The 26,559-nt window shown below is 66.4% G+C and carries 24 protein-coding genes; 16 read left to right on the top strand and 8 right to left on the bottom strand.

The features are described 5' to 3' along the window. Positions 1-67 precede the first annotated feature (67 nt). Positions 68-949 (bottom strand): DNA adenine methylase, encoded by an 882-nt coding sequence (locus C4S70_RS02990; RefSeq protein WP_104006689.1) that lies wholly within the window; start codon positions 947-949, stop codon positions 68-70. 209 nt (positions 950-1,158) lie between these two features. On the opposite strand from C4S70_RS02990, the gene C4S70_RS02985 reads away from it, so the two are divergent. The 6 genes from C4S70_RS02985 (at position 1,159) to C4S70_RS02960 (ending at position 5,635) form a co-directional block, all read left to right on the top strand. Beyond that, positions 1,159-1,968, top strand: coding sequence for a glutamate racemase (locus tag C4S70_RS02985; RefSeq protein ID WP_104006580.1), 810 nt, complete (start codon positions 1,159-1,161; stop codon positions 1,966-1,968). Between the two features lie 51 nt (positions 1,969-2,019). Next, a complete protein-coding gene (gene argC / locus C4S70_RS02980; RefSeq protein WP_104006579.1) occupies positions 2,020-3,048 on the top strand; it encodes an N-acetyl-gamma-glutamyl-phosphate reductase in 1,029 nt (342 codons plus the stop codon). 24 nt (positions 3,049-3,072) lie between these two features. Then, positions 3,073-3,519: a cytochrome c maturation protein CcmE gene (gene ccmE, locus C4S70_RS02975; RefSeq protein WP_104006578.1), complete on the top strand. Its 447-nt coding sequence runs from the start codon at positions 3,073-3,075 to the stop codon at positions 3,517-3,519. A gap of 107 nt (positions 3,520-3,626) precedes the next feature. After that, positions 3,627-4,238, top strand: coding sequence for a holin-associated N-acetylmuramidase (locus C4S70_RS02970; RefSeq protein ID WP_104006577.1), 612 nt, complete (start codon positions 3,627-3,629; stop codon positions 4,236-4,238). Next, positions 4,229-4,789 carry a holin family protein gene (locus tag C4S70_RS02965; RefSeq protein WP_104006576.1) on the top strand — a complete coding sequence of 187 codons (561 nt, stop codon included), beginning with the start codon at positions 4,229-4,231 and terminating at the stop codon, positions 4,787-4,789. The genes C4S70_RS02970 and C4S70_RS02965 overlap by 10 nt, the downstream gene beginning before the upstream one ends. A 69-nt stretch (positions 4,790-4,858) precedes the next feature. Further along, entirely contained in the window at positions 4,859-5,635 is a 777-nt protein-coding gene (locus C4S70_RS02960) for an enoyl-CoA hydratase-related protein (RefSeq protein WP_104006575.1), read from the top strand. A 161-nt stretch (positions 5,636-5,796) separates the two neighbouring features. Here the strand turns inward: C4S70_RS02960 and bmt are convergent, their stop codons facing one another. Together bmt and C4S70_RS02950 are read right to left on the bottom strand one after the other, a co-directional pair. After that, on the bottom strand, positions 5,797-6,813 hold the full coding sequence (gene bmt, locus C4S70_RS02955; RefSeq protein ID WP_104006574.1) for a betaine--homocysteine S-methyltransferase: 1,017 nt from the start codon (positions 6,811-6,813) through the stop codon (positions 5,797-5,799). A gap of 146 nt (positions 6,814-6,959) precedes the next feature. Next, entirely contained in the window at positions 6,960-7,283 is a 324-nt protein-coding gene (locus C4S70_RS02950) for a DUF1476 domain-containing protein (RefSeq protein WP_104006573.1), read from the bottom strand. 185 nt (positions 7,284-7,468) lie between these two features. Here C4S70_RS02950 and purC point away from each other — a divergent pair, with 185 nt between their 5' ends. The 6 genes from purC (at position 7,469) to C4S70_RS02920 (ending at position 15,929) form a co-directional block, all read left to right on the top strand. Beyond that, the gene (gene purC / locus C4S70_RS02945) at positions 7,469-8,224 is read left to right on the top strand and encodes a phosphoribosylaminoimidazolesuccinocarboxamide synthase (protein WP_104006572.1); all 756 of its coding nucleotides are present in this window, start codon (positions 7,469-7,471) and stop codon (positions 8,222-8,224) included. A gap of 92 nt (positions 8,225-8,316) precedes the next feature. Next, positions 8,317-8,547 carry a phosphoribosylformylglycinamidine synthase subunit PurS gene (gene purS / locus C4S70_RS02940; protein ID WP_104006571.1) on the top strand — a complete coding sequence of 77 codons (231 nt, stop codon included), beginning with the start codon at positions 8,317-8,319 and terminating at the stop codon, positions 8,545-8,547. Positions 8,548-8,640: 93 nt separating this feature from the next. Next, a complete protein-coding gene (purQ, locus tag C4S70_RS02935) occupies positions 8,641-9,309 on the top strand; it encodes a phosphoribosylformylglycinamidine synthase subunit PurQ (protein WP_104006570.1) in 669 nt (222 codons plus the stop codon). A 36-nt stretch (positions 9,310-9,345) separates the two neighbouring features. Next, entirely contained in the window at positions 9,346-11,148 is a 1,803-nt protein-coding gene (locus tag C4S70_RS02930) for a sensor histidine kinase (RefSeq protein WP_104006569.1), read from the top strand. A 24-nt stretch (positions 11,149-11,172) separates the two neighbouring features. Beyond that, positions 11,173-12,513 carry a sigma-54-dependent transcriptional regulator gene (locus C4S70_RS02925; protein WP_104006568.1) on the top strand — a complete coding sequence of 447 codons (1,341 nt, stop codon included), beginning with the start codon at positions 11,173-11,175 and terminating at the stop codon, positions 12,511-12,513. Between the two features lie 461 nt (positions 12,514-12,974). After that, complete coding sequence (locus C4S70_RS02920) at positions 12,975-15,929, top strand: Rne/Rng family ribonuclease (protein WP_104006567.1); 2,955 nt, start codon at positions 12,975-12,977, stop codon at positions 15,927-15,929. Between the two features lie 65 nt (positions 15,930-15,994). Here the strand turns inward: C4S70_RS02920 and C4S70_RS02915 are convergent, their stop codons facing one another. Continuing rightward, the gene (locus C4S70_RS02915; protein ID WP_104006566.1) at positions 15,995-16,234 is read right to left on the bottom strand and encodes a sulfurtransferase TusA family protein; all 240 of its coding nucleotides are present in this window, start codon (positions 16,232-16,234) and stop codon (positions 15,995-15,997) included. Positions 16,235-16,337: 103 nt separating this feature from the next. Between C4S70_RS02915 and C4S70_RS02910 the strand changes: the two genes are divergently transcribed. The 4 genes from C4S70_RS02910 to C4S70_RS02895 all read left to right on the top strand — a co-directional run bounded on the left by C4S70_RS02910 (position 16,338) and on the right by C4S70_RS02895 (position 21,937). Further along, positions 16,338-17,606, top strand: a complete 1,269-nt coding sequence (locus C4S70_RS02910; protein WP_104006565.1) for a hypothetical protein — start codon at positions 16,338-16,340, stop codon at positions 17,604-17,606. Beyond that, positions 17,603-18,955, top strand: coding sequence for a cytochrome P450 (locus C4S70_RS02905; RefSeq protein ID WP_104006564.1), 1,353 nt, complete (start codon positions 17,603-17,605; stop codon positions 18,953-18,955). Before C4S70_RS02910 ends, C4S70_RS02905 begins: the two co-directional genes overlap by 4 nt. 71 nt (positions 18,956-19,026) lie before the next feature. Beyond that, positions 19,027-19,914 carry a fructose bisphosphate aldolase gene (locus tag C4S70_RS02900; protein WP_104006563.1) on the top strand — a complete coding sequence of 296 codons (888 nt, stop codon included), beginning with the start codon at positions 19,027-19,029 and terminating at the stop codon, positions 19,912-19,914. Positions 19,915-20,167: 253 nt separating this feature from the next. Continuing rightward, positions 20,168-21,937 (top strand): PHA/PHB synthase family protein, encoded by a 1,770-nt coding sequence (locus tag C4S70_RS02895; RefSeq protein WP_104006562.1) that lies wholly within the window; start codon positions 20,168-20,170, stop codon positions 21,935-21,937. Positions 21,938-21,955: 18 nt separating this feature from the next. Here the strand turns inward: C4S70_RS02895 and C4S70_RS02890 are convergent, their stop codons facing one another. The 4 genes from C4S70_RS02890 to C4S70_RS02875 form a co-directional block, all read right to left on the bottom strand. Further along, positions 21,956-22,972 (bottom strand): lipocalin-like domain-containing protein, encoded by a 1,017-nt coding sequence (locus C4S70_RS02890; RefSeq protein ID WP_235003678.1) that lies wholly within the window; start codon positions 22,970-22,972, stop codon positions 21,956-21,958. 133 nt (positions 22,973-23,105) lie between these two features. Beyond that, entirely contained in the window at positions 23,106-25,517 is a 2,412-nt protein-coding gene (locus C4S70_RS02885) for an ABC transporter permease (protein ID WP_104006560.1), read from the bottom strand. Beyond that, positions 25,514-26,167, bottom strand: coding sequence for an ABC transporter ATP-binding protein (locus tag C4S70_RS02880; RefSeq protein ID WP_200822710.1), 654 nt, complete (start codon positions 26,165-26,167; stop codon positions 25,514-25,516). Before C4S70_RS02880 ends, C4S70_RS02885 begins: the two co-directional genes overlap by 4 nt. 112 nt (positions 26,168-26,279) lie before the next feature. After that, a complete protein-coding gene (locus C4S70_RS02875) occupies positions 26,280-26,477 on the bottom strand; it encodes a heavy-metal-associated domain-containing protein (protein WP_104006559.1) in 198 nt (65 codons plus the stop codon). Between the last annotated feature and the right edge of the window lie 82 nt (positions 26,478-26,559).

The following is a 26,559-nucleotide window of genomic DNA, read 5'->3' as shown; positions in this document are numbered from 1 at the left end:
ACGACGATGGCGACGGGCAAGGCCCCCGGCCGGTCGGATCGGCGCAGCCGATCCGATCCCGACCCGATCAGCCGCCATAGGTCAGCAGCAGACGGTCCCTGACCACTTCCGACTCCAGACTCCGCCCCCCCATCTGGAACCGACGCAGCATCGAGCGGCCCAGGCTGATCAGGATCTCCCGTTCGAACAGGCCGTCGGGCAGATCCAGATCGCACCAGACATTGCCCGACTTTTTGCTGCCGTCGATGCTCAGCGCGACGAAGACCCCGCGCGCCTTGCAGGCGGCGATGGTCTCGAACAACTCGTCCAGCCGGAAATCCTGCGCGCCATACAGAATCGCCTGTGAATGCGAATAAGGCGGGTCGCAATAAACCAGGTCGCCGGGTTCAGCCAGCGCCATCGCCTCGCGATAGTCCATCCGGTGAAAGCGCGCGCCCTTCAGCCGCGCGTGCCATAGATCGACCCGCTTGGCAAAGGACTCCGGCTTGATCGGCGGGTGCGCGCCGCAGGGGGTGGACATGTAGCCGTCGCGCTTGCGGAACCGCACCACCCCGCCATAGCAGGCCCGGCACAGAAACAGGAAGTCCGCCCCGTTCGGCGCGGCGTTGTAGGCGGCCTTGATCCGTTCGTATTGCGACACCCGGTCGCCGGCGTGATAGAGGGCCCAGCGCTCTTCGTACCATTGCTTGAGCCGGTCGGGATCGGCAACCAGCGTCTGCCAGATTTCCACCAGCGGCGCGAACACGTCCGAGCCCAACGCGCGCGGGGGCGCCAGCGCGGCCATCACCCCGCCCGCGCCGACGAAGGGTTCGCGATAGGTGCCGAACTTCGCGGGGAAATAGGGGATGATTTCGTGCGCGATCTTCTGCTTGCTTCCAACCCATTTCAGAAGCTGCGTCTTGAAGGGTTCGACCGGCGGATGCAGCGCAACGCCGCCTTCGTCTGACATCCGATCCGCCCGGTCCTTCATGTTCTGCCCCGCTTTTTGCCCTCGGAACGGTATGCCCCGAACCCGGCAGGAGTGCCAAGCCTCGATGCGCCGGGTGCGGCATGTCGGAGCGGGTCGGGCGCGGCGATGGACTATCGCCGGAAAGACTCGTAAGAGGTTTTCGAACCGGCGCCGGTCTGGCGCCTGCGGCACATGAGCGCGTGAACGACATGGCAGTTGGCATATTCGATTCCGGTCTTGGCGGCCTGACCGTCCTGCAAGCCGCGCAGGAACGACTTCCGCAGGTGGACTTTCTGTATTTCGGCGACAGCGCCCACGCGCCCTATGGGGTGCGCGACGCCGATGACGTGTTCAACCTGACCACCGCCGCGATCGAAAAGCTCTGGGACCGCGGCTGCGATCTGGTGATTCTGGCCTGCAACACCGCCTCGGCCGCCGCGCTGCGCCGGATCCAGGAGGGCGGACTGCCGCCCGGCAAGCGGGTGCTGGGCGTGTTCGTGCCGCTGATCGAGGCGCTCACCGAACGGCAATGGGGCGACAACAGTCCCCCGCGCGAGGTGGCGGTCAAGCATGTGGCTCTGTTTGCCACGCCCGCGACCGTGGCCAGCCGGGCCTTTCAGCGGGAACTGGCGTTCCGCGCGATCGGCGTGGATGTCGAAGCGCAGGCCTGCGGCGGCGTGGTGGACGCGATCGAAGAGGGCGACATGATCCTGGCCGAGGCGCTGGTGCGCAGCCATGTGGAGGCGCTCAAGCGCAAGATGCCAGACCCCGAAGCCGCCATTCTGGGCTGCACTCATTATCCGCTGATGGAAAAGACCTTTCAGGACGCGCTGGGGCCGGAGGTGAAGGTGTTCAGCCAGGGCCGGATCGTGGCCGAGAGCCTGGCTGACTATCTGCAGCGCCATCCCGACATGCTGGGCAGCGGAGAGCCGGGTTTCCTGACCACCGGCGATCCCGCGCGGGTCAGCGACCGCGCCACGCAGTTCCTGCGACGACAGATCACGTTCGAAAAGGCCTGAGCATCAGAAGCTTTGAAGACACCCTGCAAGTCATTGAAACAAGAGGTCAATATGACCCACAAGATCGCAATTCTCGGCGCCAGCGGCTATACCGGCGCGGAACTGGTGCGGCTGATCGCGCTGCACCCCAACATGGAGATCGTCGCGCTGTCGGGCGAGCGCAAGGCCGGCATGCGCATGACCGAGGTGTTTCCGCATCTGCGCCACCTTGACCTGCCCGCCCTGTGCCGCATCGACGAGATCGACTTTTCCGGCATCGATCTGTGTTTCTGCGCGCTGCCGCACAAAACCAGCCAGGAGGTGATCCGCGACCTTCCACGCGATCTGAAAATCGTTGATCTGAGCGCCGATTTCCGGCTGCGCGATCCGGCGGACTACGAGAAATGGTATGGCAATCCCCATGCCGCCGTGGAGTTGCAGAAAGAGGCCGTTTATGGCCTGACCGAGTTCTACCGCGACCAGATCCGCGCCGCGCGGCTGGTGGCCGGGACGGGATGCAATGCAGCGACCGGGCAATATGCGCTGCGCCCGCTGATCTCGACCGGAGTGATCGACCTGGACGACATCATCCTGGACCTGAAATGCGCGGTCAGCGGGGCGGGGCGGTCGCTCAAGGAAAACCTGCTGCATGCCGAGCTGAGCGAGGGCTACAACCCTTATGCCATCGGCGGCACGCACCGGCATCTGGGCGAGTTCGATCAGGAATTCAGCGCGCTTGCCGGCCGTCCCGTTCGGGTTCAGTTTACGCCGCATCTGATCCCGGCAAACCGCGGTATTCTCGCGACGGTCTATGTCAAGGGCGATGCCCGGACCATCCATGACACGCTGGCGGCGGCCTATGCGGACGAGCCCTTCATCCTCACGCTGCCCTTTGGCGAGGCTCCCAGCACGCATCACGTGCGGGGTTCGAATTTCTGCCATGTCGGCGTGACGGCGGACCGGATCGAAGGCCGCGCGATCGTCTTTGCCGCGCTGGATAACCTGACCAAGGGCTCCAGCGGGCAGGCCTTGCAGAACGCCAACCTGATGCTAGGTGAGGAAGAGACGGGGGGCCTGATGATGCCGCCGCTGTTCCCGTGACCCGCCCGTGAGACGGAGGAAGACATGAAGTCGCTGAAGAAAAGACGCCGCATCCAGATCATCCTGGTCGCCTTCGTGGCGCTTGCGCTGGCGACGGGGCTGATCGGCTATGCCATGCGCGACGGGATCAATTTCTTCCGCTCGCCCAGCCAGGTGATGGCGGAGCCGCCGTCGCCGTCCGAGGTGTTCCGCATCGGCGGTCTGGTCGAGGAAGGGTCGCTGAAGAAGGATGGTCAGGGAACGATCGAATTCCTCGTGACCGACGGCGGGGCAAGCGTTCCGGTCCGGTTTACCGGCGTTCTGCCGGATCTCTTCGGCGAAAATCAGGGCATGGTCGCCACGGGAAAATACGTGAACGGCGTGTTTCAAGCCACGGAAATTCTTGCAAAACACGATGAAAACTACATGCCCAAGGAAGTGATCGACGCGCTCAAGGAACAGGGCGTCTACGAGGATCCCAACCAGAGCTGAATTCGTGGCCGGCGTTGCGCGCCGCCGCTTACGGCGCGCGCAGGGGTTGCGGTTCGTAAACTGATCGGCGGCAGCGTTTCGCATGGACCAGGCAGGGGACATGCGAAATGCAGACGGTGCGAGAGATTGCCGCCGGGATCGTGGCGCGCGAAGGCGGTTTCGTGAACGATCCGGACGATCCGGGCGGGGCGACCAAACACGGTGTCACGCTGGGTACGATGCAGCGGTTGGGGCTGGATCTCGACGGCGACGGCCAAGTGGACGAGACGGATCTGCACCGCCTGAGCCGGGATCAGGCGATCGACATCTTCGTCCGACATTACTATGACCGACCGCGGCTGGGCATGCTGCCCGATGTGCTGCACGCGCCGGTTTTCGACATGTATGTGAATGCCGGGGCGCAGGCGGTGAAGATCCTGCAACGCCTTCTGTGCCGGATGGGCTATGACGTGGCCGTGGACGGTCTGATCGGGCCGCAGACCGCGCGCGCGGCCCATGACGCGGCCCGGACCGATCCGGTCGCGCTGCGCGACGCCTATTCGATCGCCCGGCGCAACTACTATTTCCGTCTGGCGGACCGCCGCCCGGCCAGTCGCAAGTTTGCCCGCACCCGCGCCGGGGGCAAGGGCGGGTGGATCCGGCGCGCCGAGGCGTTCCTGTCGCCGCGCTACCACATGACCGATGCGGAGTTCGAACATAGGGTGGCGGCATGGGGCTGATCGCGGATCTCTGGGGGGCGTTGTTCGGCGGCGGTCGCAACGTGGTGCGGGAAACCGCCGAAGTTTTCATCGAAAACGCCGAGGCGCGGGGGCGGCGGGCGGCAGAACTGCGCGCCACGGCAATGGCGCAGTTCGCTGCCGAATTCGGTCAGCCTCCGCGCGGCCGGTTCGATCGTTTCATGGATGGGCTCAACCGCCTGCCGCGCCCGGCGCTGGCGCTGGGGGCGCTGGGGCTGTTCGTGGCGGCGATGGTCGATCCGCTTTGGTTCGCGGCGCGGATGCAGGGGCTGGCGGTGGTGCCCGAACCGCTCTGGTGGCTGCTGGGCGTGGTGGTGTCCTTCTATTTCGGGGCCCGGCATCAGGCCAAGGCGCAGGATTTCCAGCGGGATCTGGCCGCGACCATGGCCCGCGCGCCGGCGGTTCTGCACAACCTCGCCGAAATCGAACGGCTGCGCGACGAAGCGGCCGATCTTGCGGGCGGCGACTCCGACCCCAACCCGGCGCTGGAGGAATGGCGCAGGCGGCGAAGGGCGGCCGCAGCCGTGGGGTGACGCGCGGTTTCTCTTTTCTCATGCGGCGGCTTCGGTCACTGTGCCTGCAAAAGCAGACACGAGGACCGAATGGACTATCAGACGATCACCCTTGAGATTGCCGACGGGCTGGCGGTGCTGACCCTGAACCGCCCGGAAAAGATGAACGCGCTGACCAGCCAGATGCGGGCCGAGATCACCCATGCGATGGGCGAGGCCGGCCGGAACGCGCGGGCGGTGGTGCTGACCGGGGCGGGGGATGCGTTCTGCACCGGTCAGGATCTGGGCGACGCCTCCAGCGAAGGCGACCTGGACCTGGGGCGCGCGCTGCGGGACGAATACAATCCGATGCTGCGCGCGATCCACAACTGCCCGGTGCCGACGATTTCCGCCGTGAACGGCCCCGCAGCCGGGGCAGGCGCCAATCTGGCCTTGTCGGCGGATGTGGTTATCGCGACCGAAAGTGCCTATTTCCTTCAGGCCTTCGCCCGGATCGGGCTGATCCCGGATGCCAGCGGCACTTGGCTCCTGCCGCGGCAGATGGGTTTGGCCAAGGCCATGGGCGCGGCGCTGTTTGCCGACAGGATCAGTGCGCGTCAGGCGGATCAGTGGGGCATGATCTGGGAGGCCGTCCCCGATGAGCTGTTCGAGGCGCATTGGCGCAAACGGGCCGAGTGGCTGGCCAAGGGTCCGACCGAGGCCTTTGCCCGGATCAAGAAGGCGATCCGCGGAAGCTTTGAACACGACCTCGAAGAGCAACTGGAAATCGAGGCGCAATTGCAGACGGAGGCCGGGCGCACCCGTGACTTTCAGGAAGGCGTGATCGCATTCCTGCAAAAACGCCCCGCCGAATTCGAAGGCCGCTGACCCGTCGCCGGGCGGGAACCTGCCTCTTGCTCTTGCTGAAAATATCCCGGGGAGCGCGAGGGGCAGAGCCCCTCGCCAATACCGTCATGGCACGCCGCCTGCGCGTTTGCTCGGGTTCCGGGAAGTACGCCCCCGCCCGGATGACCCCGGGATGACCTGTGTCACCCGCGCCGGCGGCCGCGGCGGCTGCGGCGTTCGGGGGCGGCGTCGTCGCCGGTGCCGTCGCCGGCCGAACTGAAGGGCCCCAGCGCCTCGGCGATCTGTTCCAGCGTCGGACGGTCGCTCCGAGGCCGGGTGTCCAGTGCCTCGCGCATGTGGCGCAGATGCTCGGGCGTGGTGCCGCAGCATCCGCCGACGATCTTCGCACCGGCGTCGCGCGCCATGACCGCGTAGTCGGCCATGAGCTCGGGCGTGCCGTCATAGTGGATGTGGCCTTCGACATATTTGGGGATGCCGGCATTGCCCTTGGCGATGATCGGACGCTCCGATCCCTGCGCGACAAAGCCCAGAACGGTGCGCAGGATGTCCGACGCGCCGGTGCCGCAATTGGCGCCGAAGGCCAGCGGCGGGTTCGGCAGATCCTCGACCAGATTCACCAGATCGGCCGAGGTCACGCCCATCATGGTGCGTCCCGCCGTGTCAAAGCTCATCGTGCCGCACCAGGACATGTCGGTCAGTGCAAAGGCCTCGGCCGCGGCGCGGAACTCTTCGGGCGCGCTGATGGTTTCCAGCCACAGCACGTCCACGCCCCCCTCCTTCAGCGCATCGGCCTGTTCGTGGAACATCTCGACCGCCAGCGCGTGGCTGAGCGTGCCGACGGGCTCCATGATCTCGCCGGTGGGGCCGACCGAGCCCGCCACGGCCACCTCACGGCCGGCCTTGTCGGCCACCTCGCGGGCCAGTTCGGCACCCACGCGGTTCAGTTCGCGCACCCGGTTCTGCGCATCATGCAGCTTGAGCCGCGCCGCGTTGCCGCCGAAGGTGTTGGTCAGGAACAGATCGCTGCCCGCGTCCACCCAGCTTTGATAATGCGCGGTTATTTTTCCCGGCTCGGCGGTGTTCCACAGCTCGGGCGCATCGCCCGATTGCAGGCCCATCTGAAACAGGTTGGTGCCGGTTGCGCCATCGGCCAGCAGGGTGTCGAGGCGCTCCATCAGGTGGGTGAAGACGTTTGTCATCGCAGGCGATCCACTTCGTAACCGGGTTCGTGACTGGGTCGTGACCGGTCCACGCCGGCCGGGTTCAACGACTGCGCCCCGTCTGGCATGGACGGGGCGCAAATGGCAAATGCGTTCGGCTCATGATCTTCATGAGCCGGCGGGGTTCAGCCGGCGGCGGCCTCGTTCATGATCTGCTCTTTGGCGATGGGCAGCAGTTCGGCCCGCTTGGCGCGAATCTCGTCCGACGTCACCTTGCCTTCGAGATCGGCCGTCACCTTGCGAATCACGTCTTCATCTCCGGGCTCTTCGAAGTCGGCGATGACCACGGTCTTGGCGTATTCCTCGGCCTTTTCGCCGCTCAGCCCCATCCGTTCGGCCGCCCAGAGCCCCAGCAGCTTGTTGCAGCGCGCCTGCGCCTTGAACTGCATTTCCTCGTCATGGGCGAACTTCGCTTCGAAAGCGCTTTCGCGGTCGTCGAAAGTGGTCATGCCTATGGCCCCTTTGCTGAATGTTTGCGTCGGTTCAGATATGACCCTGCCGGAACGGAACCGCAAGGGCCGAAGCAGTGAAAGGCCCGGTTCGGCGCGCCTGCTTGCGACAAATGCGCGGTTGCACTATGAGGGCGGCAACCGCCGGGAGCCGTTTTCCGGCGCAAAGCCGGGAAAGGACGACCATGGCGCGCCGCAAGAAAATCTACGAAGGCAAGGCCAAGATCCTGTACGAGGGCCCCGAGCCGGGCACGCTCGTGCAGTATTTCAAGGATGACGCCACTGCCTTCAATGCCGAGAAGAAAGCGACCATCGAAGGCAAGGGCGTGCTGAACAACCGGCTGAGCGAGTTCTTCATGACCGGGCTGAACCAGATCGGCGTGCCGACCCATTTCATCCGGCGGCTGAACATGCGCGAACAGCTGGTGCGCGCCTGCGAGATCATCCCGCTGGAGGTGATCGTGCGCAATTACGCGGCCGGGTCGATCTGCAAGCGGCTGGGGCTGGAGGAGGGGATGCAGCTTCCCCGCCCGATCGTGGAATATTGCTACAAGGACGATGCCCTGGGCGATCCGCTGGTGACCGAGGAGCACATCGCCGCCTTCGGCTGGGCCAGCCAGCAGGACATGGACGACATCGTGAGCCTCGCGCTGCGGGTGAACGATTTCATGTCGGGTGTGATGCTGGCGGTGGGGATCCGGCTGGTGGATTTCAAGATCGAGTTCGGGCGGATCTACGACGGCGATTTCATGCGGCTGATCGTGGCCGACGAGATCAGCCCCGACAGTTGCCGGCTTTGGGACATCAAGACGGGTCAGAAGCTGGACAAGGACGTGTTCCGGCGCGACCTGGGCGATCTGACGGATGCCTATTCCGAGGTCGCGCGGCGTCTGGGGGTTCTGCCCAAGATGCCGCATGGCAAGCCGACGCTCATCAACTGAGACGGTGCCGCGCGGGGCGGCGCCGGGATTTGGGTATTTTTGACCAGAAAGAAGCGGCAGCGGGCCGCTTTGCCATCGAGGGAAGAGACAGGATGAAGGCTCGGGTTCACGTGATGCTCAAGGACGGGGTACTCGATCCGCAGGGCGAGGCGATCCGTCACGCGCTGGGGGCGATGGGGTTCAGGGGCGTCGAGGGCGTGCGTCAGGGCAAGGTGATCGATCTGGACCTGGCCGAGGGCGTGACCGAGGCGGACGTGGCCGAGATGTGCGAAAAGCTTCTGGCCAATACGGTGATCGAGTCCTACACGATCGAGATGGGGTGATGCGCCGGGCGCGCCGCCTGGATCGCCGAACGGATCATGGCCGGCCGGGCGCGTGCGTCGGGGCCGGCAGCAAAGCGTAAGAGGAGAAGCGTCATGCGCGCCGCCGTCGTCGTCTTTCCGGGGTCCAACTGCGACCGCGATCTTGCCGTGGCCTTCGAACGGGTCGGGTTCGACGTGACCATGGTCTGGCACAAGGAAACCGGGCTGCCCGAGGGCGTGGACATCGTCGGCGTGCCCGGCGGGTTCAGCTATGGCGACTATCTGCGCTGCGGGGCGATCGCGGCGCGGTCGCCGGTTTGCAAGGCGATCGTTTCCCATGCCGAGCGCGGTGGCTATGTTCTGGGCATCTGCAACGGGTTCCAGATCCTGACCGAGACGGGAATCCTGCCGGGGGCTCTGCTGCGCAATGCGGGGCTGAAATACATCTGCCGCACCGTGGGGCTGCGGGTGGAAACCACCGACAGCGCCTTTACTCGCGAATACGAAAAGGGGCAGGTGATCCGGATCCCGATCGCCCATCACGACGGCAACTACTACGCCGATGACGCCACGCTGGAGCGGTTGCGGGCCGAAGACCGGATCGCGTTCACCTATACCGAAAACCCCAACGGATCGGTCGCCGACATCGCGGGGATCCTGTCGCCCAACCGTCGCGTGCTGGGGATGATGCCGCATCCCGAACGGGCGGCGGATTCCGGCCATGGCGGCACCGACGGATTGGCGCTGTTCCGCGCATTGGCGGGGGTGTTGGCGCCGGCCTGACTTGTGGCGGGGCCGGGACGGGCGTAGCTTGGGGGCATGAGCGACGCCCCCCAGACCCGGCCATCCCGGAACGGTTTCTCCGAGATTTCGTCCAAGCCGAAGGACCGGCCCGAGACCGGGACGCTGAGCGCGCCGGTGCGGGTGGCGCTGGGTGTGCTGCTTGTGGTCGCGGTGGCGACGGTCTGGGTGACGAACCGTCTGCTGACGGACCGGTTCACGGCGGCGACGCGGAACCGGGCGGAACTGCGGCTGGCGCTTTACGGTGGCAACCTGATGAGCGAGTTGCAGCGCAATTCGATCGTGCCGCAGCTTCTGGCGCGCGACCCCGCGCTGATCGCGGCGCTCCAGTCCAAGGATTACAGCCGGTCCACGCAGCGGCTGATTTCATACGTTCAGGAGATCGGCGCGGCCTCGTTGATCCTGCTGGACGCCGATGGCCGGGTTGTGGCCGCCACCGACCGCAGCCGCCTGGGCGAGCAGCACCGAGGCGAGGCGCCCTTTGTCGATGCGGTCCGCTCCAAGGGCACGATCTTTTCACTGGTTCCGCGCGAGGCGGGGGGATACATGTTCGCCTATTCCCGTCGCATCGAGGCGCAGTCCGGCATTCTGGGCGTGATCGTGGTCGAGGTGGACCTGCAGAAGTTCGAACAGGCCTGGGCGGGGATTTCCGATGCGGTGCTGGTGACCGACAGTCAGGGGGCGATCATTCTGGCCACGGAATCCCGCTGGCGCGGTCTGACCGAGGAAGAGGCGCTGAAACGGCAGACGCCGGTCAGCGCGATCGAACGGGCGATCAAGGCGACCGCGGACTGGACCGCGCTGCCGGCCGATGCCTATGTGCAGGGCGAGGCGGTGATGCGGGTGGAAAACCGCCTGCCGTTCCGGGGCTGGCGGATCGTTTCCTTCACCACCTATCAGTCGGTGCGCGAGCGCGTGAACGGGGTTCTGGCGCTCGAGATCATGGGGTTTGCGCTGATGCTGGCGCTGGCATTCTACGCGATGGGCCGGCGCACCGCCCTCCGGCTGGTGCTGTTCCAGCGGGAATCGGCGGAACTGCGCCGTCTGAACCAGCGCCTGCAGCGCGAGATCGCCGAGCGGGAGCGCGTGCAGGAAAACCTTGCCGTGGCCGAGCAGACGCTGGCGCAAAGTTCGAAACTGGCGGCTCTGGGCGAGATGGCCGCGGCGGTGAGCCACGAACTGAACCAGCCGCTGGCGGCGATGAAGACCTATCTGGCCGGTGCGCGCCTGCTGCTCAAACGCAACCGCCCCGAGGAGGCGCTTGCCGGTTTCGGACGCATCGACGACCTGATCGAGCGGATGGGCGCGATCACCAAGCAGCTCAAGTCCTATGCACGCAAGGGCGGAGAAGAATTCCATCCGGTGAACCTGTCGGACGCGCTGGCTTCGTCGTTGGCGATGATGGAGCCGCAGCTGCGGCAGCGCAAGGTGCGGCTCACGCGGATCATGCCGGACGAACCGGTCTGGGTGATGGGGGACCGGGTGCGGATCGAACAGGTGATCATCAACCTCTTGCGCAATGCGCTGGACGCCACCAAGTCGGTGGAGGATCCCGAGGTCGAGATCATTCTGGCCGCGGGCGAGACCGCGACGCTGACGGTGCGCGACAACGGCGGCGGGATCGAGGATTTCGATTCGCTGTTCGAGCCGTTCTACACCACCAAACAGCCCGGCGACGGCGTGGGGCTGGGACTGGCGATCTCGTCGGGGATCGTGAACGATCTGGGCGGCCGTCTGACCGCGCGCAACGGGCAGAATGGCGGCGCGGTATTCGAGATGCAGTTGCCGATCCTCGAAGGGGGCGTCGAGGCGGCTGAATAAGGCAAAGTGCGAAGGGTGACCAAGATGGCTCAGGCGATGAAGATCGCGATTGTGGACGACGAACGGGACATGCGGCAGTCGATCAGCCAGTGGTTGGCGCTGTCGGGCTATGACACCGAGGCCTTTGCCAGCGCCGAAGAGGCGCTCAAGGTGATCGGTCCGGACTATCCCGGCATCGTCATCACCGACATCAAGATGCCGGGCATGGACGGGATGCAGTTCCTCAAGAAGCTCATGGGCACCGACAGCGCCCTGCCGGTCATCATGATCACCGGTCATGGCGACGTGCCGATGGCGGTCGAGGCGATGCGGGTCGGCGCCTTCGACTTTCTGGAAAAGCCGTTCAACCCCGACCGCATGTCGGAACTGGCCAAGCGCGCCACCAACCAGCGCCGGCTGGTGCTGGACAATCGCGCCCTGCGCAAGGAACTCAGCGGCGGCACGCAGATCATGAACAAGCTGATCGGCGCAAGTCCGGTGATGGAGCGGCTGCGCGAGGACATCCTGGATCTGGCGCAGGCGGACGGTCACGTCCTGATCGACGGCGAGACCGGGACCGGCAAGACCCTGGTCGCCCATGCCCTGCATGCCGCCGGCAGCCGCGCGGGCCGGAAATTCGTCCTGATCAGCTGCTCGGCCTTCGAAGAGGACGCGCTGGCCAAGCGTCTGCTGGGCCCGATGCTGCCCGAGGATTCGCAACTGCCCGCGATCGAAGAGGCCCGCGGCGGCACGCTGGTGCTGGAGGATGTCGAAACGCTGTCGGAAATGGTGCAGAACCGGCTGCTGCATGCGATCAACGAACAGGGCACGCCGCCGGAAACCCGGATCATCGCCATCTCCAACCTGCAGGAGGCCGGCAAGACCAGCGAGGACATGCTGCGGCCGGACCTGTTCTATCGTCTGGCCTCGCTGCGGATCACGGTGCCGCCGCTGCGCCAGCGGGGCGAGGACATCCTGCAACTGTTCACCCGCTTTGCCGAGCAGTTCGCCGAGGAATACGGCTGCGAGGCGCCCAAGGTCAGCGCGCAGGAGGCCGCGCAGCTGTTGCAGGCGCCCTGGCCGGGCAATGTGCGCCAGCTCATCAACATCGCCGAACGCGCGGTGCTTCAGGCGCGGCGCGGATCGGGCACGATCGCGTCGCTGCTGATGACCGACAACGATCAGATGCAGCCGGTGATGACGACCGAGGGCAAGCCGCTCAAGGAATATGTCGAGGCCTTCGAGCGCATGCTGATCGACAACACCATGCGCCGGCATCGTGGGTCCATCGCCGCGGTGATGGAGGAGCTGTGCCTGCCGCGGCGCACCCTGAACGAAAAAATGGCGAAATACGGACTCCAGCGGTCGGATTACCTGCAGGGCTGAGGATGGCGTCCGGGTCAGTGCAGTCCGGTCGCGGACGGGAAAATGAACAAATGAAATGCACAATGCCCATTGTCTTTTGCCCGGCGCGACCTTTATGTTGTGCAAACGGGTCCGATGACACCAATGCATCGGATCGCCGTTGAAGAGATTCGCTGTTTCAGCCTCGACCGGCGCAAATTGCGACACACTGGCCGAAAGACTGGACAGACCGATTGTGCCCCTCCGGGGCAGAAGAGCACCCCGCCGGGTTCCCGGGTCGAGGGATTGAATTGGCAGGCAACGGATACACCGACCTGTCGGAGAAGAACCGCGATGACGCGAACGCGAGAGTTGAGAACATCTTTCGGAGAGCCGCTGGCCGGCCCGATCCGCGACGCGTCACATATCGCCCAGACAAGACACCGCCTCAGTCGTGCCCGACCACCTGAAAGGGTGCGGTTGCGGCCGTGCAACAAGGACACATGGCAAAGAAAATGCTTATCGACGCCACGCACGCGGAGGAAACCCGCGTCGTCGTGGTGGACGGCAACAAGGTCGAGGAGTTCGACTTTGAGTCCGAAAACAAACGCCAGCTGGCGGGAAACATCTATCTCGCCAAGGTAACGAGGGTCGAGCCGTCGCTGCAGGCGGCCTTCGTGGATTACGGCGGGAACCGACACGGGTTCCTGGCCTTTTCGGAAATCCACCCCGATTATTACCAGATCCCCGTCGCCGACCGCGAGGCGCTGATGGAGGAAGAGCGCGCCTATGCCGAGGCATTGCGCGTGCAGGAAGAGGCAGAAGAGGAAAAGCCCAAGGGACGTTCGCGCCGCAGCCGGTCGCGGTCCAAGACCAGCGCCGAGAAGGTGCAGGCCGAGGATGCGGTGGAAACCGCCGATGTCCAGATCTCTGGCATGGAGACGATCGACCCGACCGAAGGCGAGGAGGGGGCCGAGCCGGTCGCCATTGTGCCCCCCGTGGAAGGCGAGGAAGGTGTCTCTCCGATGGAGCGGGTCGCCGAAACCCCCGTCGCCGAGCCCGAAGATGGCGACGCGGCGGAAGCGGCCGAAGAGGAAACCGGGGAGCAGGTGGCCGAAGAGGCCGACGAACAGGCCGAGGAAGAGGCAGAGGTGCTGGACGCCTCCGACAAGGATGACAGCATCGAATCGGTGGCCGATGAGGACGAGACCGAAGATATCCGCCCGCCGCGCAAGCCGCGTCAGCGTCGCTACAAGATCCAGGAAGTGATCAAGGTCCGCCAGATCATGCTGGTTCAGGTCGTCAAGGAGGAGCGCGGCAACAAGGGTGCGGCGCTCACCACCTATCTGTCGCTTCCCGGCCGCTATTGCGTTCTGATGCCGAACACTGCCCGTGGCGGCGGCATCTCGCGCAAGATCACCAATGCCGCCGACCGCAAGAAGCTCAAGCAGATCGCGGCCGAGATCGACGTGCCGCCCGGCGCGGGGCTCATCATCCGCACGGCCGGCGCCAAGCGGACCAAGGCCGAGATCAAGCGCGACTATGAGTATCTCCAGCGCCTGTGGGAACAGATCCGCGATCTGACGCTGAAATCCGTCGCGCCGGCCAAGATCTACGAGGAAGGCGATCTGATCAAACGCTCGATCCGCGACCTCTACAGCCGCGAGATCGACGAAGTCCTGGTCGAAGGCGAACGCGGATACCGCACCGCCAAGGACTTCATGAAGATGATCATGCCGTCCCACGCCAAGAACGTGAAGAAATACGAGGATCCGCTGCCTCTCTTCGCGCGCTACCAGGTGGAAAGCTACCTGGCGGGCATGTTCAACCCGGTGGTGCAGCTGCCTTCGGGTGGCTACATCGTGATCGGCGTGACAGAGGCGCTGGTGGCGATCGACGTGAACTCGGGCCGGGCCACCAAGAAGGGCTCGATCGAGGAAACCGCGCTTCAGACCAATCTCGAGGCCGCCGAAGAGATCGCCCGGCAGCTGCGACTGCGCGACCTGGCCGGGCTGATCGTGATCGACTTCATCGACATGGAAGAGCGCAAGAACAACGCCGCCGTCGAGAAGCGCCTGAAGGACAAGCTCAAGACCGACCGGGCGCGGATCCAGGTGGGACGGATTTCCGGCTTTGGCCTGCTCGAGATGAGCCGCCAGCGCCTGAGGCCGGGGATGCTCGAGGCCTCGACCCAGCCGTGCCCGGCCTGTCACGGCACCGGCCTGATCCGGTCCGATGACAGCCTTGCGCTGTCGATCCTGCGCCAGCTCGAGGAAGAGGGCACCCGCCGCAAGGTGCGCGAGGTGCTGGTGCGCTGCCCGGTGGGCATCGCCAACTTCCTGATGAACCAGAAGCGCGAGCATATCGCCCAGATCGAGGCGCGCTATGGCCTGTCGGTGCGGGTCGAGGGCGACATGCACCTGATCAGCCCCGATTTCACCGTCGAGAAGTTGAAGACGGCGACCCGCCGCGTGCCCGAGGCCGCGGTGCCGGTGGTGTCGGTCGACTCCCGGCTGATGGAGGAAGTCGACGCGGGCGCGGCGTCCGAGGAGGAAGCTGTCGAGACCGCCGAGGCCGAAGCCGAAGGCGAAAGCAAACCGAAGAAGCGCCGCCGCCGCCGCCGCCGCCGGTCCGGCAAGTCCAAGGGCGAGGCCCAGACGACCGAGGTCGCAGCGACGGACGGGGAAGGCGCGCCGGTCGAGGCCCCGGAAGAGGGTTCCGCCGAGCCGTCCGCCGGCGCGGAATCGATGACCGAGACGGCGGAAACTGAGGAACCGGTCGATGCTGCGCCCGAGGCCGCTGTTGCGGAAGCGGCCGGGGAAACGGGTGAAGAGCCGGCCCCGGCGAAGAAGACCCGCAGCCGGTCGCCGCGGTCGCGCAAGCCGTCGGCCAGAAGCAAGAAGTCGGCCGCGGCGACCGAGGAAACGGCCGCGGACGCGGCACCCGCAGAGGCTGCCGCCGAGGCATCGCCGGCTGAGGAGGTGAACGGAACGGCGGTCGAACAGCCTGTTCCCGAAACCGCCGTTGTCGGGGACGCAGCGACCGCGACCGACGTGGCCGTACCCTCCGGGCCGGTCGAGGACATCGGTGCGACGGCCGAGGTTGCGGTGCCCGAGGCCGAGCCCGAAACGGCCGAGGCCCCGGTAGCTGAAGAAGCGGCTGAAGACGTGGCCGAAGAGGTGGCGGCGCAGGCAGTCGAAGAGCCCGCGGCCACCGAACCGGCCGAACAGTCCGAGCCGGCGGCGCAGACCGAACAGCCCGAAGCGGCCGAATCGCCTCAACCTGCCGAAGCTGCGGCGAAGGCCGAGACGACCGTCGAACCCGAGGCGGAACCGGAACCCGAGGCTGAGCCCGAGCCCAGGCAAGAACCCGCAACCGAAGCGGTGTCGGAGACCGCCTCCGAGCCGGCACGGCCGGCCAAGTCGAAGCGGCGCGGCTGGTGGTCGCTGGGGCGCTGATCGGCCAGGGGGATTGCCCCCTTGCGACAGGAAACCGGGGCGGGTCCATGTGGCCCGCCCTTTTTCTATCCGGCCTTGCGGATCAGAAAGGCGCGATGCGTGCCGTGATCGGTCTCGCCCAGAAAGACGTGGCCATTTTCATTGCAGAAATGCGGCACGTCGATTACCGCCGCCGGGTCGTCCGACAACAGCTCCAGCACCGCGCCGGCGGGCAGGCCCGTGAGCCGCTTGCGCGCCTTCAGAACGGGCAGGGGGCACAACAGCCCGATCGCGTCCAGGGTTTCGGTGATCTCGATTTCGGTCATATCTGCCACTTACCCGCCCCGAAGGGGGCTGTCCATGTCCGGGATGCGCCTTACTCTTGCCGGAAAATGCAGATAAGCTTTCCCCGCAGGCAAGAGGCGGGCGATGGGCAAGGCCTTGTCAGATCGGGAACGCGCGCGGGTGCGCCGCCGCCGGGTGTTCTACATCCCCGGCTACGACCCGATTCACCCCCGCCGCTATCGCGAGCTTTACCGTAAGGAAGGCGCGCGTCAGGCCGCGATTTCCGGCTTTGACATCGCTCTGCGCCCCGGACAGGGCGGCGGCGCCTATGGCTGGCACGTCGCGGCCCGGATCGAGGACGCCCCCGTCGAGGCCGATTTCGAGGTGCTGGTCTGGTCCGACATCGTGCGCGACAGCATGTCGAGTTCGATCCCCGCGACCTATTGGCAGCTTCTGCGCACGGCCTGGACCTATATCGCCTCGGGCGCGCTGCGCCGGCTGATGTGGCTGCGCAAGGGGCCGGTGATCGCCGCGCTCTATCCGGTGGGGATGCTGTTGCTGCAACTGCTGCTGGCGGGGCTGGCCGGCTGGGCGGTGGCCGCGCTGATCGGCTGGCTGGCGGGCTTGGTGCCGCTTGCCGGCCCGGTCTGGGCGGCGGCGGTTCTGGCGGCACGGGTCTTTGCGGCGATCCTTGCCGCCGTCTGGCTGCTGCGGTGGTTCAAGGCGCAGGACAACCGGTTTTATGCGCATTACCTGATGCATGACTACGCCTATACCGCCCAGGCCCGCGGCGCCAATCCGCCGGAACTCGAGGCACGCATGGCCGCCTTTGCCGACCGCATTGCCGAGGCGCTGCGCGAGGACGTGGACGAGGTGCTGGTGGTGGGCCATTCCTCGGGGGCGCATCTGGGGGTGTCGGTGCTGGCCGACCTGATCCGCGCGGGCGGGGTGCGGAAGGGCGGCCCGGCGCTGGGGTTTCTCACCCTGGGGCAGGTGGTGCCGATGGTGTCCTTCCTGCCGGAGGCGCACCGGCTGCGGGAGGATCTGATGTATCTCTCCACCCGGCGCGAACTGACCTGGGTGGACGTGACCGCACCGGGGGACGGCTGCGCCTTTGCGCTGTGCGACCCGGTCACCGTCAGCGGGGTGGGCACGGATGCCAAGATCTGGCCGCTGGTGATCTCGGCGGCCTTCACCCAAACGCTCAGCCCCGAACGGTGGAAGGAACTGCGCTGGCGCTTCTTCCGGCTGCATTTTCAATATCTCTGCGCCTTCGACCGGCCCGGCGATTACGACTATTTCCGCATCACCGCGGGCCCGCGCACGCTGGCGGCGCGGTTCGAGGGGCGCGCGCCGTCGAAATCGCGCATCGACGTGCCTGCGTCGAAATACACATCCGTGAGGGCCGCATGAACCCGCCGAAACCGAAGGCCCGGCCCGACAAGGTGTCGCTGTGGCGCTATGCGCGGCTGTTTCGACAGGACATCCTGTCGGCGCAGCCCGCGCGGCTCTATCGTGCATGGATGGCCGAGTTCCGCACGCCGTTCTTCCGTTCCTTCCTGCTGAACCAGCCGTCGCTGGTGCAGACCGTGCTGAAGGAGCGCCCCGACGATTTCCCCAAATCCGACCGCATCCGCGAGGGGCTGCGGCCCCTGTTGGGCAATTCGGTGTTCCTGACCAACGGCGAGGTCTGGAAACGTCAACGGCGGATCATCGACCCCGCCTTCGAGGGCGGGCGGCTGAAGGACACTTTTCCAGCCATGCTGGCCGCGGCGCAAGCCGGGGCGGCGCGGCTGGAGCGGCGCGCGGGGCAGGCGGTGGAGGTCGAGGAGATCACCAGCCACATCGCGGCGGACGTGATCTTTCGCACCCTGTTTTCCATCCCCATCACGCATGAGGTCGCCGCCCGCGTGTTCACCCGCTTTCGCGAATACCAGCGCGAACAGCCGATCCTGAATCTGGCCGCCTTCGTGCCGCTGCCGGACTGGTTCCCGCGATTCCATTCGCGCCGCACCCGGCGGACGGCGGCCGAGATCCGCGCGCTGATCGCCGGTCTGACGGCGGACCGCGCGCAGGAGATTGCCGCTGGCACCGCGCCGGACGATCTGGCCACCAAGATCATGACCACCGCCGACCCGCTGACCGGAGAACGCTTCGACGAGGCCGAGATGGTTGATCAGGTGGCGATCTTCTTTCTGGCGGGGCATGAAACCTCTGCCTCGGCGCTGGCCTGGACGCTGTATCTGATGGCGCTCTACCCCGACTGGCAGGACCGGGTGGCCGAAGAGGCGCGGGCGCTTGATGACGATGACGGCTTCGGCGTGATGTCGCGCCTGCGGATCAGCCGGGACGTGTTCCGCGAGGCACTGCGGCTTTACCCCCCCGTGCCGATGATGGTGCGCGCGGCCACGCGGCCCGAGCGGTTCCGCGACCGCGACGTGCCGAAGGGCGCGCAGCTGGTCATCAGTCCCTGGCACCTGCACCGCCATGAACGGCTGTGGGACAACCCCGACGGGTTCGATCCCGCCCGCTGGCAGACCGAGAACGGACGGAAATGCCAGCGCGAGGCCTATATCCCGTTCTCGGCCGGCGCGCGCGTCTGCACGGGCGCGGGCTTTGCCATGGTCGAGGGGCCGCTGATCCTGTCCACCCTGCTGCGCCGGTTTCGGGTCGAACGGGTGGGGGGGTGCGATCCCGTGCCTGTGGCGCATCTGACGGTGCGCGCCAAGGAAGGTGTCTGGCTGAGATTTGTTCGGCGCTAACAGTCTGTCACTGCGCGAATTCCTGGTCTAATCAGGGCCGGACAATGAATCGGAGCCATGGGATTTTGAGCATGACGGACAGGGAAAAGCGGGAACGGATCGCGCAGGGCAAGGGGTTTATCGCGGCGCTGGACCAGAGCGGGGGCTCCACCCCCAAGGCGCTGGCACTTTATGGTGTGGACGCGTCGGAATATGACGGCGAAGAGGCGATGTTCGCCGAGATCCAGAAGATGCGCGCGCGGATCATGACGGCCCCGGATTTCAATGGGGACAAGGTGATCGGCGCGATCCTGTTCGAGCGCACCCTGGGCGAAGAGATCGATGGCCGCAAGGTGCCCGATTACATCTGGTCGGAACGCGGCGTGGTGCCCTTTCTCAAGATCGACAAGGGGCTGGCCGAAAAGGCCGATGGCGTGCAGATGATGAAGCCGATCCCCGGACTGGGGGACACGCTGGCTGCTGCCGCGAAACAGGGCGTGTTCGGCACCAAGGAACGCTCGGTCATTCACGAGGCCAATGCCGCCGGCATCGCCGCGGTGGTGGAGCAGCAGTTCGACGTTGCGCGCGAGGTGCTGGAGGCCGGTCTGGTTCCGATCATCGAGCCCGAGGTCGATATCCATTCCGCGACCAAGACCGAGGCCGAGGACATCCTTCGTGACGCGTTGAAAAAGCAGCTCGATGCGCTGCCCGAGGGGGCCGAGGTGATGCTCAAGCTCACCTTGCCGAGCCGGGCGAACCTGTATGACGATCTGGCCCGGCATCCGCGGGTGCTGCGGGTGGTTGCGCTGTCGGGCGGCTATTCGACCGAGGTCGCCTGTCGTCTGCTGGCGCAGAACGACCGGATGATCGCCAGCTTTTCGCGGGCCCTTACCGAAGGGCTGTCGCGGCAGATGACGGAGGAGGAATTCAACGCGGCGCTGCGACGCAATATCGACATGATCTGGCGCGCCTCGGTTTGAGCCGTTGGCGGCCTGTTCCTTGGTCGCATGAAGAAGGCCAGGGGGGCGTTTCGGATCGCTTGTGCGATCCGACCGATGCGAGGGGGCGTTGCCCCCTCGCGCTTCCCCAGAGTATTTGGGGGCAAGATGAAGGATTGGGCGAGCGTCCGCGGTGATTGGCGCGACGGCGCAACGAATTGATGCAGATCATTCCTTCGGTGCCCGCGCTGCCTATATGAAAAGGCGAGGTTGAAAACTGAGCGAGGCATCGTCGATGCGGGATCGGGCCGATGTTCCGGTTACGCGGTCGATCTTGGATCGGCCACGGGAACGGAACGCTTTTCATCAACTCGCCGAACTGGTGGATCGTGACAATCGGGCGCGGCTTGCGCGGTGGACGATGGGGGTGTCGCCGGCCGCCGTGATGGGCGCGTGGATGGATTGGAGCGCCCATTTTTCCGTGCTTCAGGGCAAGCAGGTGGAACTGGCAAACAAGGCGCTGACGGATGCCGCACGGTTGGGCCATTATGCCCTGGCCCGTGCCACGGGGCGCGAGGCGGACCCGGTCGCCGAGCCGGATCCCACCGACCGGCGTTTCCGGCATGAGGGCTGGCAGGCGCTGCCGCTTGATCTGGCGAAACAGTCCTTTCTGTTGGCGCAGGACTGGTGGGATTCCGCCACGACCGAGGTGCGCGGCGTGTCCCGCGCCAACGAGCGCGAAGTTCGTTTCATGGCCCGCCAGTTGCTGGATGCGACGAGCCCGTCGAATCTGCCCTGGCTGAACCCCGAGGTGACCGAACGCACCCGTAGGGAATGGGGCGCGAACCTCGTCCGGGGGTATTGGAACTGGCTTGAGGATCTGGGCGAGCTGATGTTCGACGGCCGCGACCGGATCGAGTCGAAGTGGAAAGTCGGGGAGAACCTGGCGCTCACGCCGGGCAGGGTGGTCTATCGCAACCATCTGATCGAACTGATCCAATATGAACCGACGACGCCGACGGTTCACCCCGAGCCGGTGCTGATCGTGCCCGCCTGGATCATGAAATACTACATACTGGACCTGCGCCCCGAGAATTCGCTGGTGCGCTATATGGTCGGGCAGGGACACACGGTCTTCATGATCTCGTGGCGCAATCCCGATGCCGGAGACCGTGATCTTGGCATGAACGACTATCTCGAGCAGGGCCCGCTGGCCGCGCTGGAAGAGATCGCGCGCATCAACGGGCCGGCGCGGGTGCATCTGACCGGATACTGCCTGGGCGGCACTTTGGCGGCCATTGCAGCGGCCAAGCTGGCGCGGGACGGGCAGGACCGTCTGGCGAGCCTCACGCTGTTTGCCGGGCAGACCGATTTTACCGAGGCGGGCGAGCTGATGCTGTTCATGGACGAAAGCGAGGTCGCGTTGCTCGAGGACATGATGTGGAAACAGGGCTATCTGGATGCCCATCAGATATCCGGGGCATTTCAGCTGTTGCGGTCCAATGACCTGATCTGGTCGCGCATCGTGCGGCAATACCTTCTGGGCGAACGGCCCGAGCCGAACGATCTGATGACCTGGAACGCGGACAGCACCCGGATGCCCTATCGGATGCATTCGGAGTATCTGCGAAAGATGTTTCTGGGAAATGATCTGGCTTCGGGACGGTACGAAGTGGAGGGCCGGCCGGTGTTCCTCAGCGACATCCGGGTGCCGATCTTCGCGGTGGGCACGGAAACCGATCACGTCGCGCCGTGGCGGTCGGTCTACAAGATCTCGCGTCTGGCGGATGCCGATACGACTTTCGTGCTGACCAATGGCGGCCACAATGCGGGCGTGGTCAGCGAACCGGGCCATCCGCGCCGTCACTACCGGATGCTGACCCACCGGCATGGGGAAAATCATCTGTCGCCGGATGAATGGGAGGCGCAGGCCCCCTGTTTCGACGGCTCCTGGTGGCCGGCCTGGCACGATTGGCTTGCTGACCATTCGGGCGCCCCGGTCAAACCGCCGAAGATGGGCGCGCCGCTGGCAGATGCGCCGGGCACTTATGTCTTCGTGACTTGACCACGGCGCCGCCGCTGGTCAGTCATAGCCGGTCATTTCGAGATATCCGACACCGGTGTGGGTTCCGTTCACCCGCACCGGACCTTCCCAGTAGGGAACCGAAGTCCGCATCCATGCGTGCGGGTTCAGGGCTTCGACAACCGCATCCAACCCTCTGTCAGGCAGCCGAATTTTCCACCTGACCGGCGTCCGGTGGCCGCCCTGCTTGGCCGGCGTGAGCGGCTCGGCGCGAAAGGATCCCTCCGGCAGGGCGGTCGCCTCGCCGGTCGGGTCAATCCATGTGGCCGCGGTGAAATCGCCCCCGTCCCCGCGAAGGCGAAAGGCCATGAGCTTCTCGCCGCTGTCGAAACGCAGCGAGAACCAGTCCCAACCCTCCTGATCCGCTGACAAGGGTTGCGAAGACCATTCGCGATCCAGCCAGCCGTCTCCGCTCACCTGGATGTCGCGACCCGACAGCACGAGCCTGCCCGAGGCGCGGTAATGAGGTTGCGAATAGTAATGGCTCGCCTGACCGTCTGGCGATTTCACGGAATATCCCGCGTCCCCGTGCAGCACGATCGGCCCGTCCGCTCTAAGTTCAAGATTATAGGACCAGTCCCTGCCGCGCGCTGCCAGGCGCAGCCGCGACAGGTCGTCCGCCCCCGTCATCACCCAATTGTCGATCCATGCCGTGAAGGGATCCAACCTAACCCCCGCCTGTCCGATCCCGCCCCGCGCGCGCCGTTCCGCGAACCGGTGCGTGTCGGCCGACGTCACCGCCGCATGTCCCATCCACAGCTGCGGGCTCTGCCAGCCATCCGCTTCGCCCGGCCGCAGCGCCAGCCGGAACAACGTCCACTGAACGCCGAAATCCCGTCCCTCGGCATCTTTCAGATTGGCCGTCAGATACCACCATTCGATGCGGAAATCGGGGTGCGCCCCGTGATCGCGGGGAAAAACCGGACGAACCCCGGCACGCGCCTGCGCGAACCCGTCGGCCCTTGTCCCTAGCCCGGCAAATCCCTGCGCCCGGACCGCCATGTCCCCGTGCCCCATCAGCGCAACCAGACCGGTCAGCCAGATGATGCCCGCCGCCACCGCGACCAATTCCTTCATCTTGCGGAAAATACTCCGGGGGAGTCGCCGCAGGCGACGGGGGCAGCGCCCCCGAACCACGTGACGCCCGTGCTCAACGTTCATTGCTGAATACCGCCAACAGGGTGGACGGCGACGCCCGCACCAGCCGACGTGCCGAGATCACCGCGGCCACGCTCGCCGCAACCAGCGCCAGCACCGCCAGCCGCAGCCAATCGATCGGGAAAAGATGCATCGGCAGCCGCCACCCGAACGCCTCGACATTGATGATGGCCAGCAGCGCCCAGGCCAGCACCAGCCCGAGCGGCAGTGCCACCACGGCCGTCAAACCCGCCAGCGCGGCGCTTCGCGCCACCTCCAGCCGCATCAGCCGCGCCCGTGTCAGACCCAGCGCCCAGACCGGCGCCAGTTGCGGTAGCCGCCGCGACCATAGCGTCAGCAGGCTGGTCAGGATGGCGAAACCCGCAACGCCCAGCGTCAGCGCGTTGAGCGCCCCGGTGATGAAAAAGGTCTTGTCGAATATGGCCAGCGACCGCGCCTTGATCTCCGCCTGATCGACGATTGCGTCCTCGGGCAGATCGAACCGGCGGCGCAACGCCTCGGCCAGACCCGGCACCCGGTCCGGCGCGATGCGAATGCCGAACCGCCGGTTGGGGACAGCCCCGACATGGGCCAGCAACGCCGGCAGCGACAGGATCATCTGCCCGGTGGGGTTGCCATAGTCGGAATAGACTCCGGCCACCGGCAGCCGCCAGTCCGGGGCCAGCGCAACGGTGGCGCCGGTCCATCGCCCGGTGCGCCGGGCGAACTGCTCGCTGACCAGCACCGCCTCGCCCCGCGCGACGCGGTCCCAGGCATCCGGGTCCGCCTGCAACAGCGGCCAGTGCGCGCGATAGGTGGGATGATCGATGATGCCATACACGAATACAGGCATCCCCGAAATCCGCCGCTCGACCGACCGGATCGGCAACACCGCATCCACCCTGGGCGCCAGCCAGGCGGCGATCTCGGCCCCTTGCGCGTCATCGCGGGCCGTGACGTATAGTTCGGACACCAGCCGCTGATCCAGCCAGCCGGTAAAGGTCAGCCGAAAGCTCTTGACCATCGTGCCGACGCCGATATTGGCCGCCAGCGCCAGCAGCAGCGCCATCAGCGCGAGCGACAGCCCCGGCAGCTGCGCCCGCATGTCGGCCCAGACCCATTCCGTCACCGGCCCCCGGGCAAGACGCTCTGCGCCTCCGACCACCAGTCCCAGCGCCGCGGGCAACAGCAGCGCACTGCCCAGAAGCAGACCGGCGAGAAAGACGAACCCCGCGATCAGACCGCCGGCCAGCGCCAGCACGAGCCAGCCCGCCAGGATGAGCGCCGCCCCGACAGTCGCCTGCAGCCGAGCATTGCGCGCCGCCCCAACCGCCCAGGTTCGCGCGCCCGGCGCGGCGAGGATCGGCAGAGAGCGCAGCCGCCACAATGCCTGACCGCCGGCAATGAAGGCGCCGACAAAGGCCATGCCCAGACCGCTCAGCACCCAGGCGGGCCGCAGGCTCAGCCCGCCATCGACCGGGGCGCCGTAAAGCCCGCGCAACGTGGCCGCGACATCGGGCAGCAGGGCGGCGGCGACCAGATAGCCCAGCGCCAGCCCGGCCAGCCCGGCCAGCAGCGCCGCGCCGGCAATCTCGGCCAGCGTCACCGCGATCAGCCGCCGCATCGGCAGACCCAGCGCGCGCAGCGTGCGGAACATCTGCCGGCGTTGTTCAAAGGCCAGCCCCACCGTGCCGTGGACGATGAACAGCCCCACCGCAAAGGACAGCAGGCCGAACGCGGTGAGGTTCAGGTGAAAACTGTCGGTCAGCCGGGCGATCTCGGACCGGGCCGTGGGCGCGACGCGCTCCAGCTCCGGCGCGATCTCGGCCAGCCGCCGCAGGCCCCGCGGCTGATCCGGCAGCAGCAGAAGGCGCGAGAGCTGCCCGCGCTGGCCCAGCAGCCGTTCGGCAACGGCGATGTCGGTCAGCACCGCGCCGGGGGGCACCTCGTCCGATGCGATCACTGGCGGCATCCCCGGCAGGCCGGCGATCCTGCGAGCCGTGTCGGGGCGGGCGAACACCCGTCCGGGCGGCCCGATCAGATCGGCAGGCGACAGCGCGCCCGCGGCATCGTCCAGGGCGGGCAGGGACGGATGCGTCACCGGATCGACGCCGATCACCGTCAGCTTTTCTCCGCCCAGCCGCGCGCGTCCTTCAAGCACCGGCGTCACCAGCCATCCCGCGCGGCGAAGGGCGACATAGGTGTCCAGCGGGATCATGGCGCCGTCAGCCGGTTCCAGCCGGTCCATCGCATTCGCGCCGATCTGCGCGGCGGCCTGTGCGTAGGACGCCCGCGCCTGCGCGTTGATCGCCTGCACCGCCGACCACAGCGCCGTGGCCAGCGCGAGCCCCGCCAGCAGCGTGAAGAGCTGCAACGGATGCCGCCGCCAGTGGCTGAGCAACGTGTGCAGCGCGGCGCCGGTCATGTGATCCGCCCGTTGCTCAGATGCGCCCGCCGCGACAGTCGCGCGGCGATGCGTTCGGAATGGGTGACCAGGAGCAGCGCGGTGCCGGTTTCGGCCACAAGCTCCAGCATCAGCGCCAGCACCGCCTCGCCCGTGGTTTCGTCGAGGTTGCCGGTGGGCTCGTCCGCCAGCAGCAGCCGGGGCCGCGCCGCCAGGGCCCGACCGATCGCCACGCGCTGCTGCTGCCCGCCCGAGAGCTGCTCGGGATAGCGGCGTTCGAGCCCCGAAAGGCCCAGCCGTTCCGTCAATGCCGCCAGCCGCGCCGGGTCGTGGCGCCCCGCCAGGCGCGCGTGCAGGGACAGGTTCTGCGCTACGGTCAGCGACGGCACGAGGTTGAACTGCTGAAACACCAGCGCGATGCGATCCCGCCGCAGGGCGGCCCGGCCGGTATCGTCGAGACCGGCATAATCCGTGCCGTCCAGCGCGATCCGCCCCGAATCGGGCCGGTCCAGCGCCCCGGCCAGGTGAAGAAGCGTGCTCTTGCCGCTGCCGCTTTCGCCGGTCAGGGCGAGGGTCTCGCCGGCGCCGAGCGTCAGCGAGACCCCGCGCAGCACCGGCCCCGCACCGCTGCCGGGATAGGACTTGGTCACGTTGTCGATGGATAACAGCAAGGGCCGCGCCGGTTTGATTGCTCCGGGCCAATCAAATGATCTTTTGCACCGAACTGTCCAGCCCTTGCACGCGGAAAAAGACCCCGGCGGATCGCCGCCGGGGTCTTGCCCCTCAAAGGGGGGTCGAGTCGTATCCGGCTTCCTTGATCGCGGCAGCCAGCGCCTCGGCGCTCAGCGCGCTTTGCACGGTGACGGTGTGATCGTCGAGATTGCATTCGACCTGGGCGGCGGGGTCGGTCGCCTTGATCTGTTTCTCGATCGCCGCGGTGCAGTGGCCGCAGCTCATTTCGGGGACGGAAAACTTCGCCATCTGTCTTTCTCCTGATCCGCGCGTTTCGGGTGCGTTCTGAACCTTTCCCGCGCTGGAAGGTCAAGGGACGAATGCGAATTGC

It is taken from the genome of Jhaorihella thermophila (assembly GCF_900108275.1).
Lineage (GTDB): Bacteria > Pseudomonadota > Alphaproteobacteria > Rhodobacterales > Rhodobacteraceae > Jhaorihella > Jhaorihella thermophila.
This window is presented reverse-complemented; position numbering and strand designations above follow the sequence as displayed.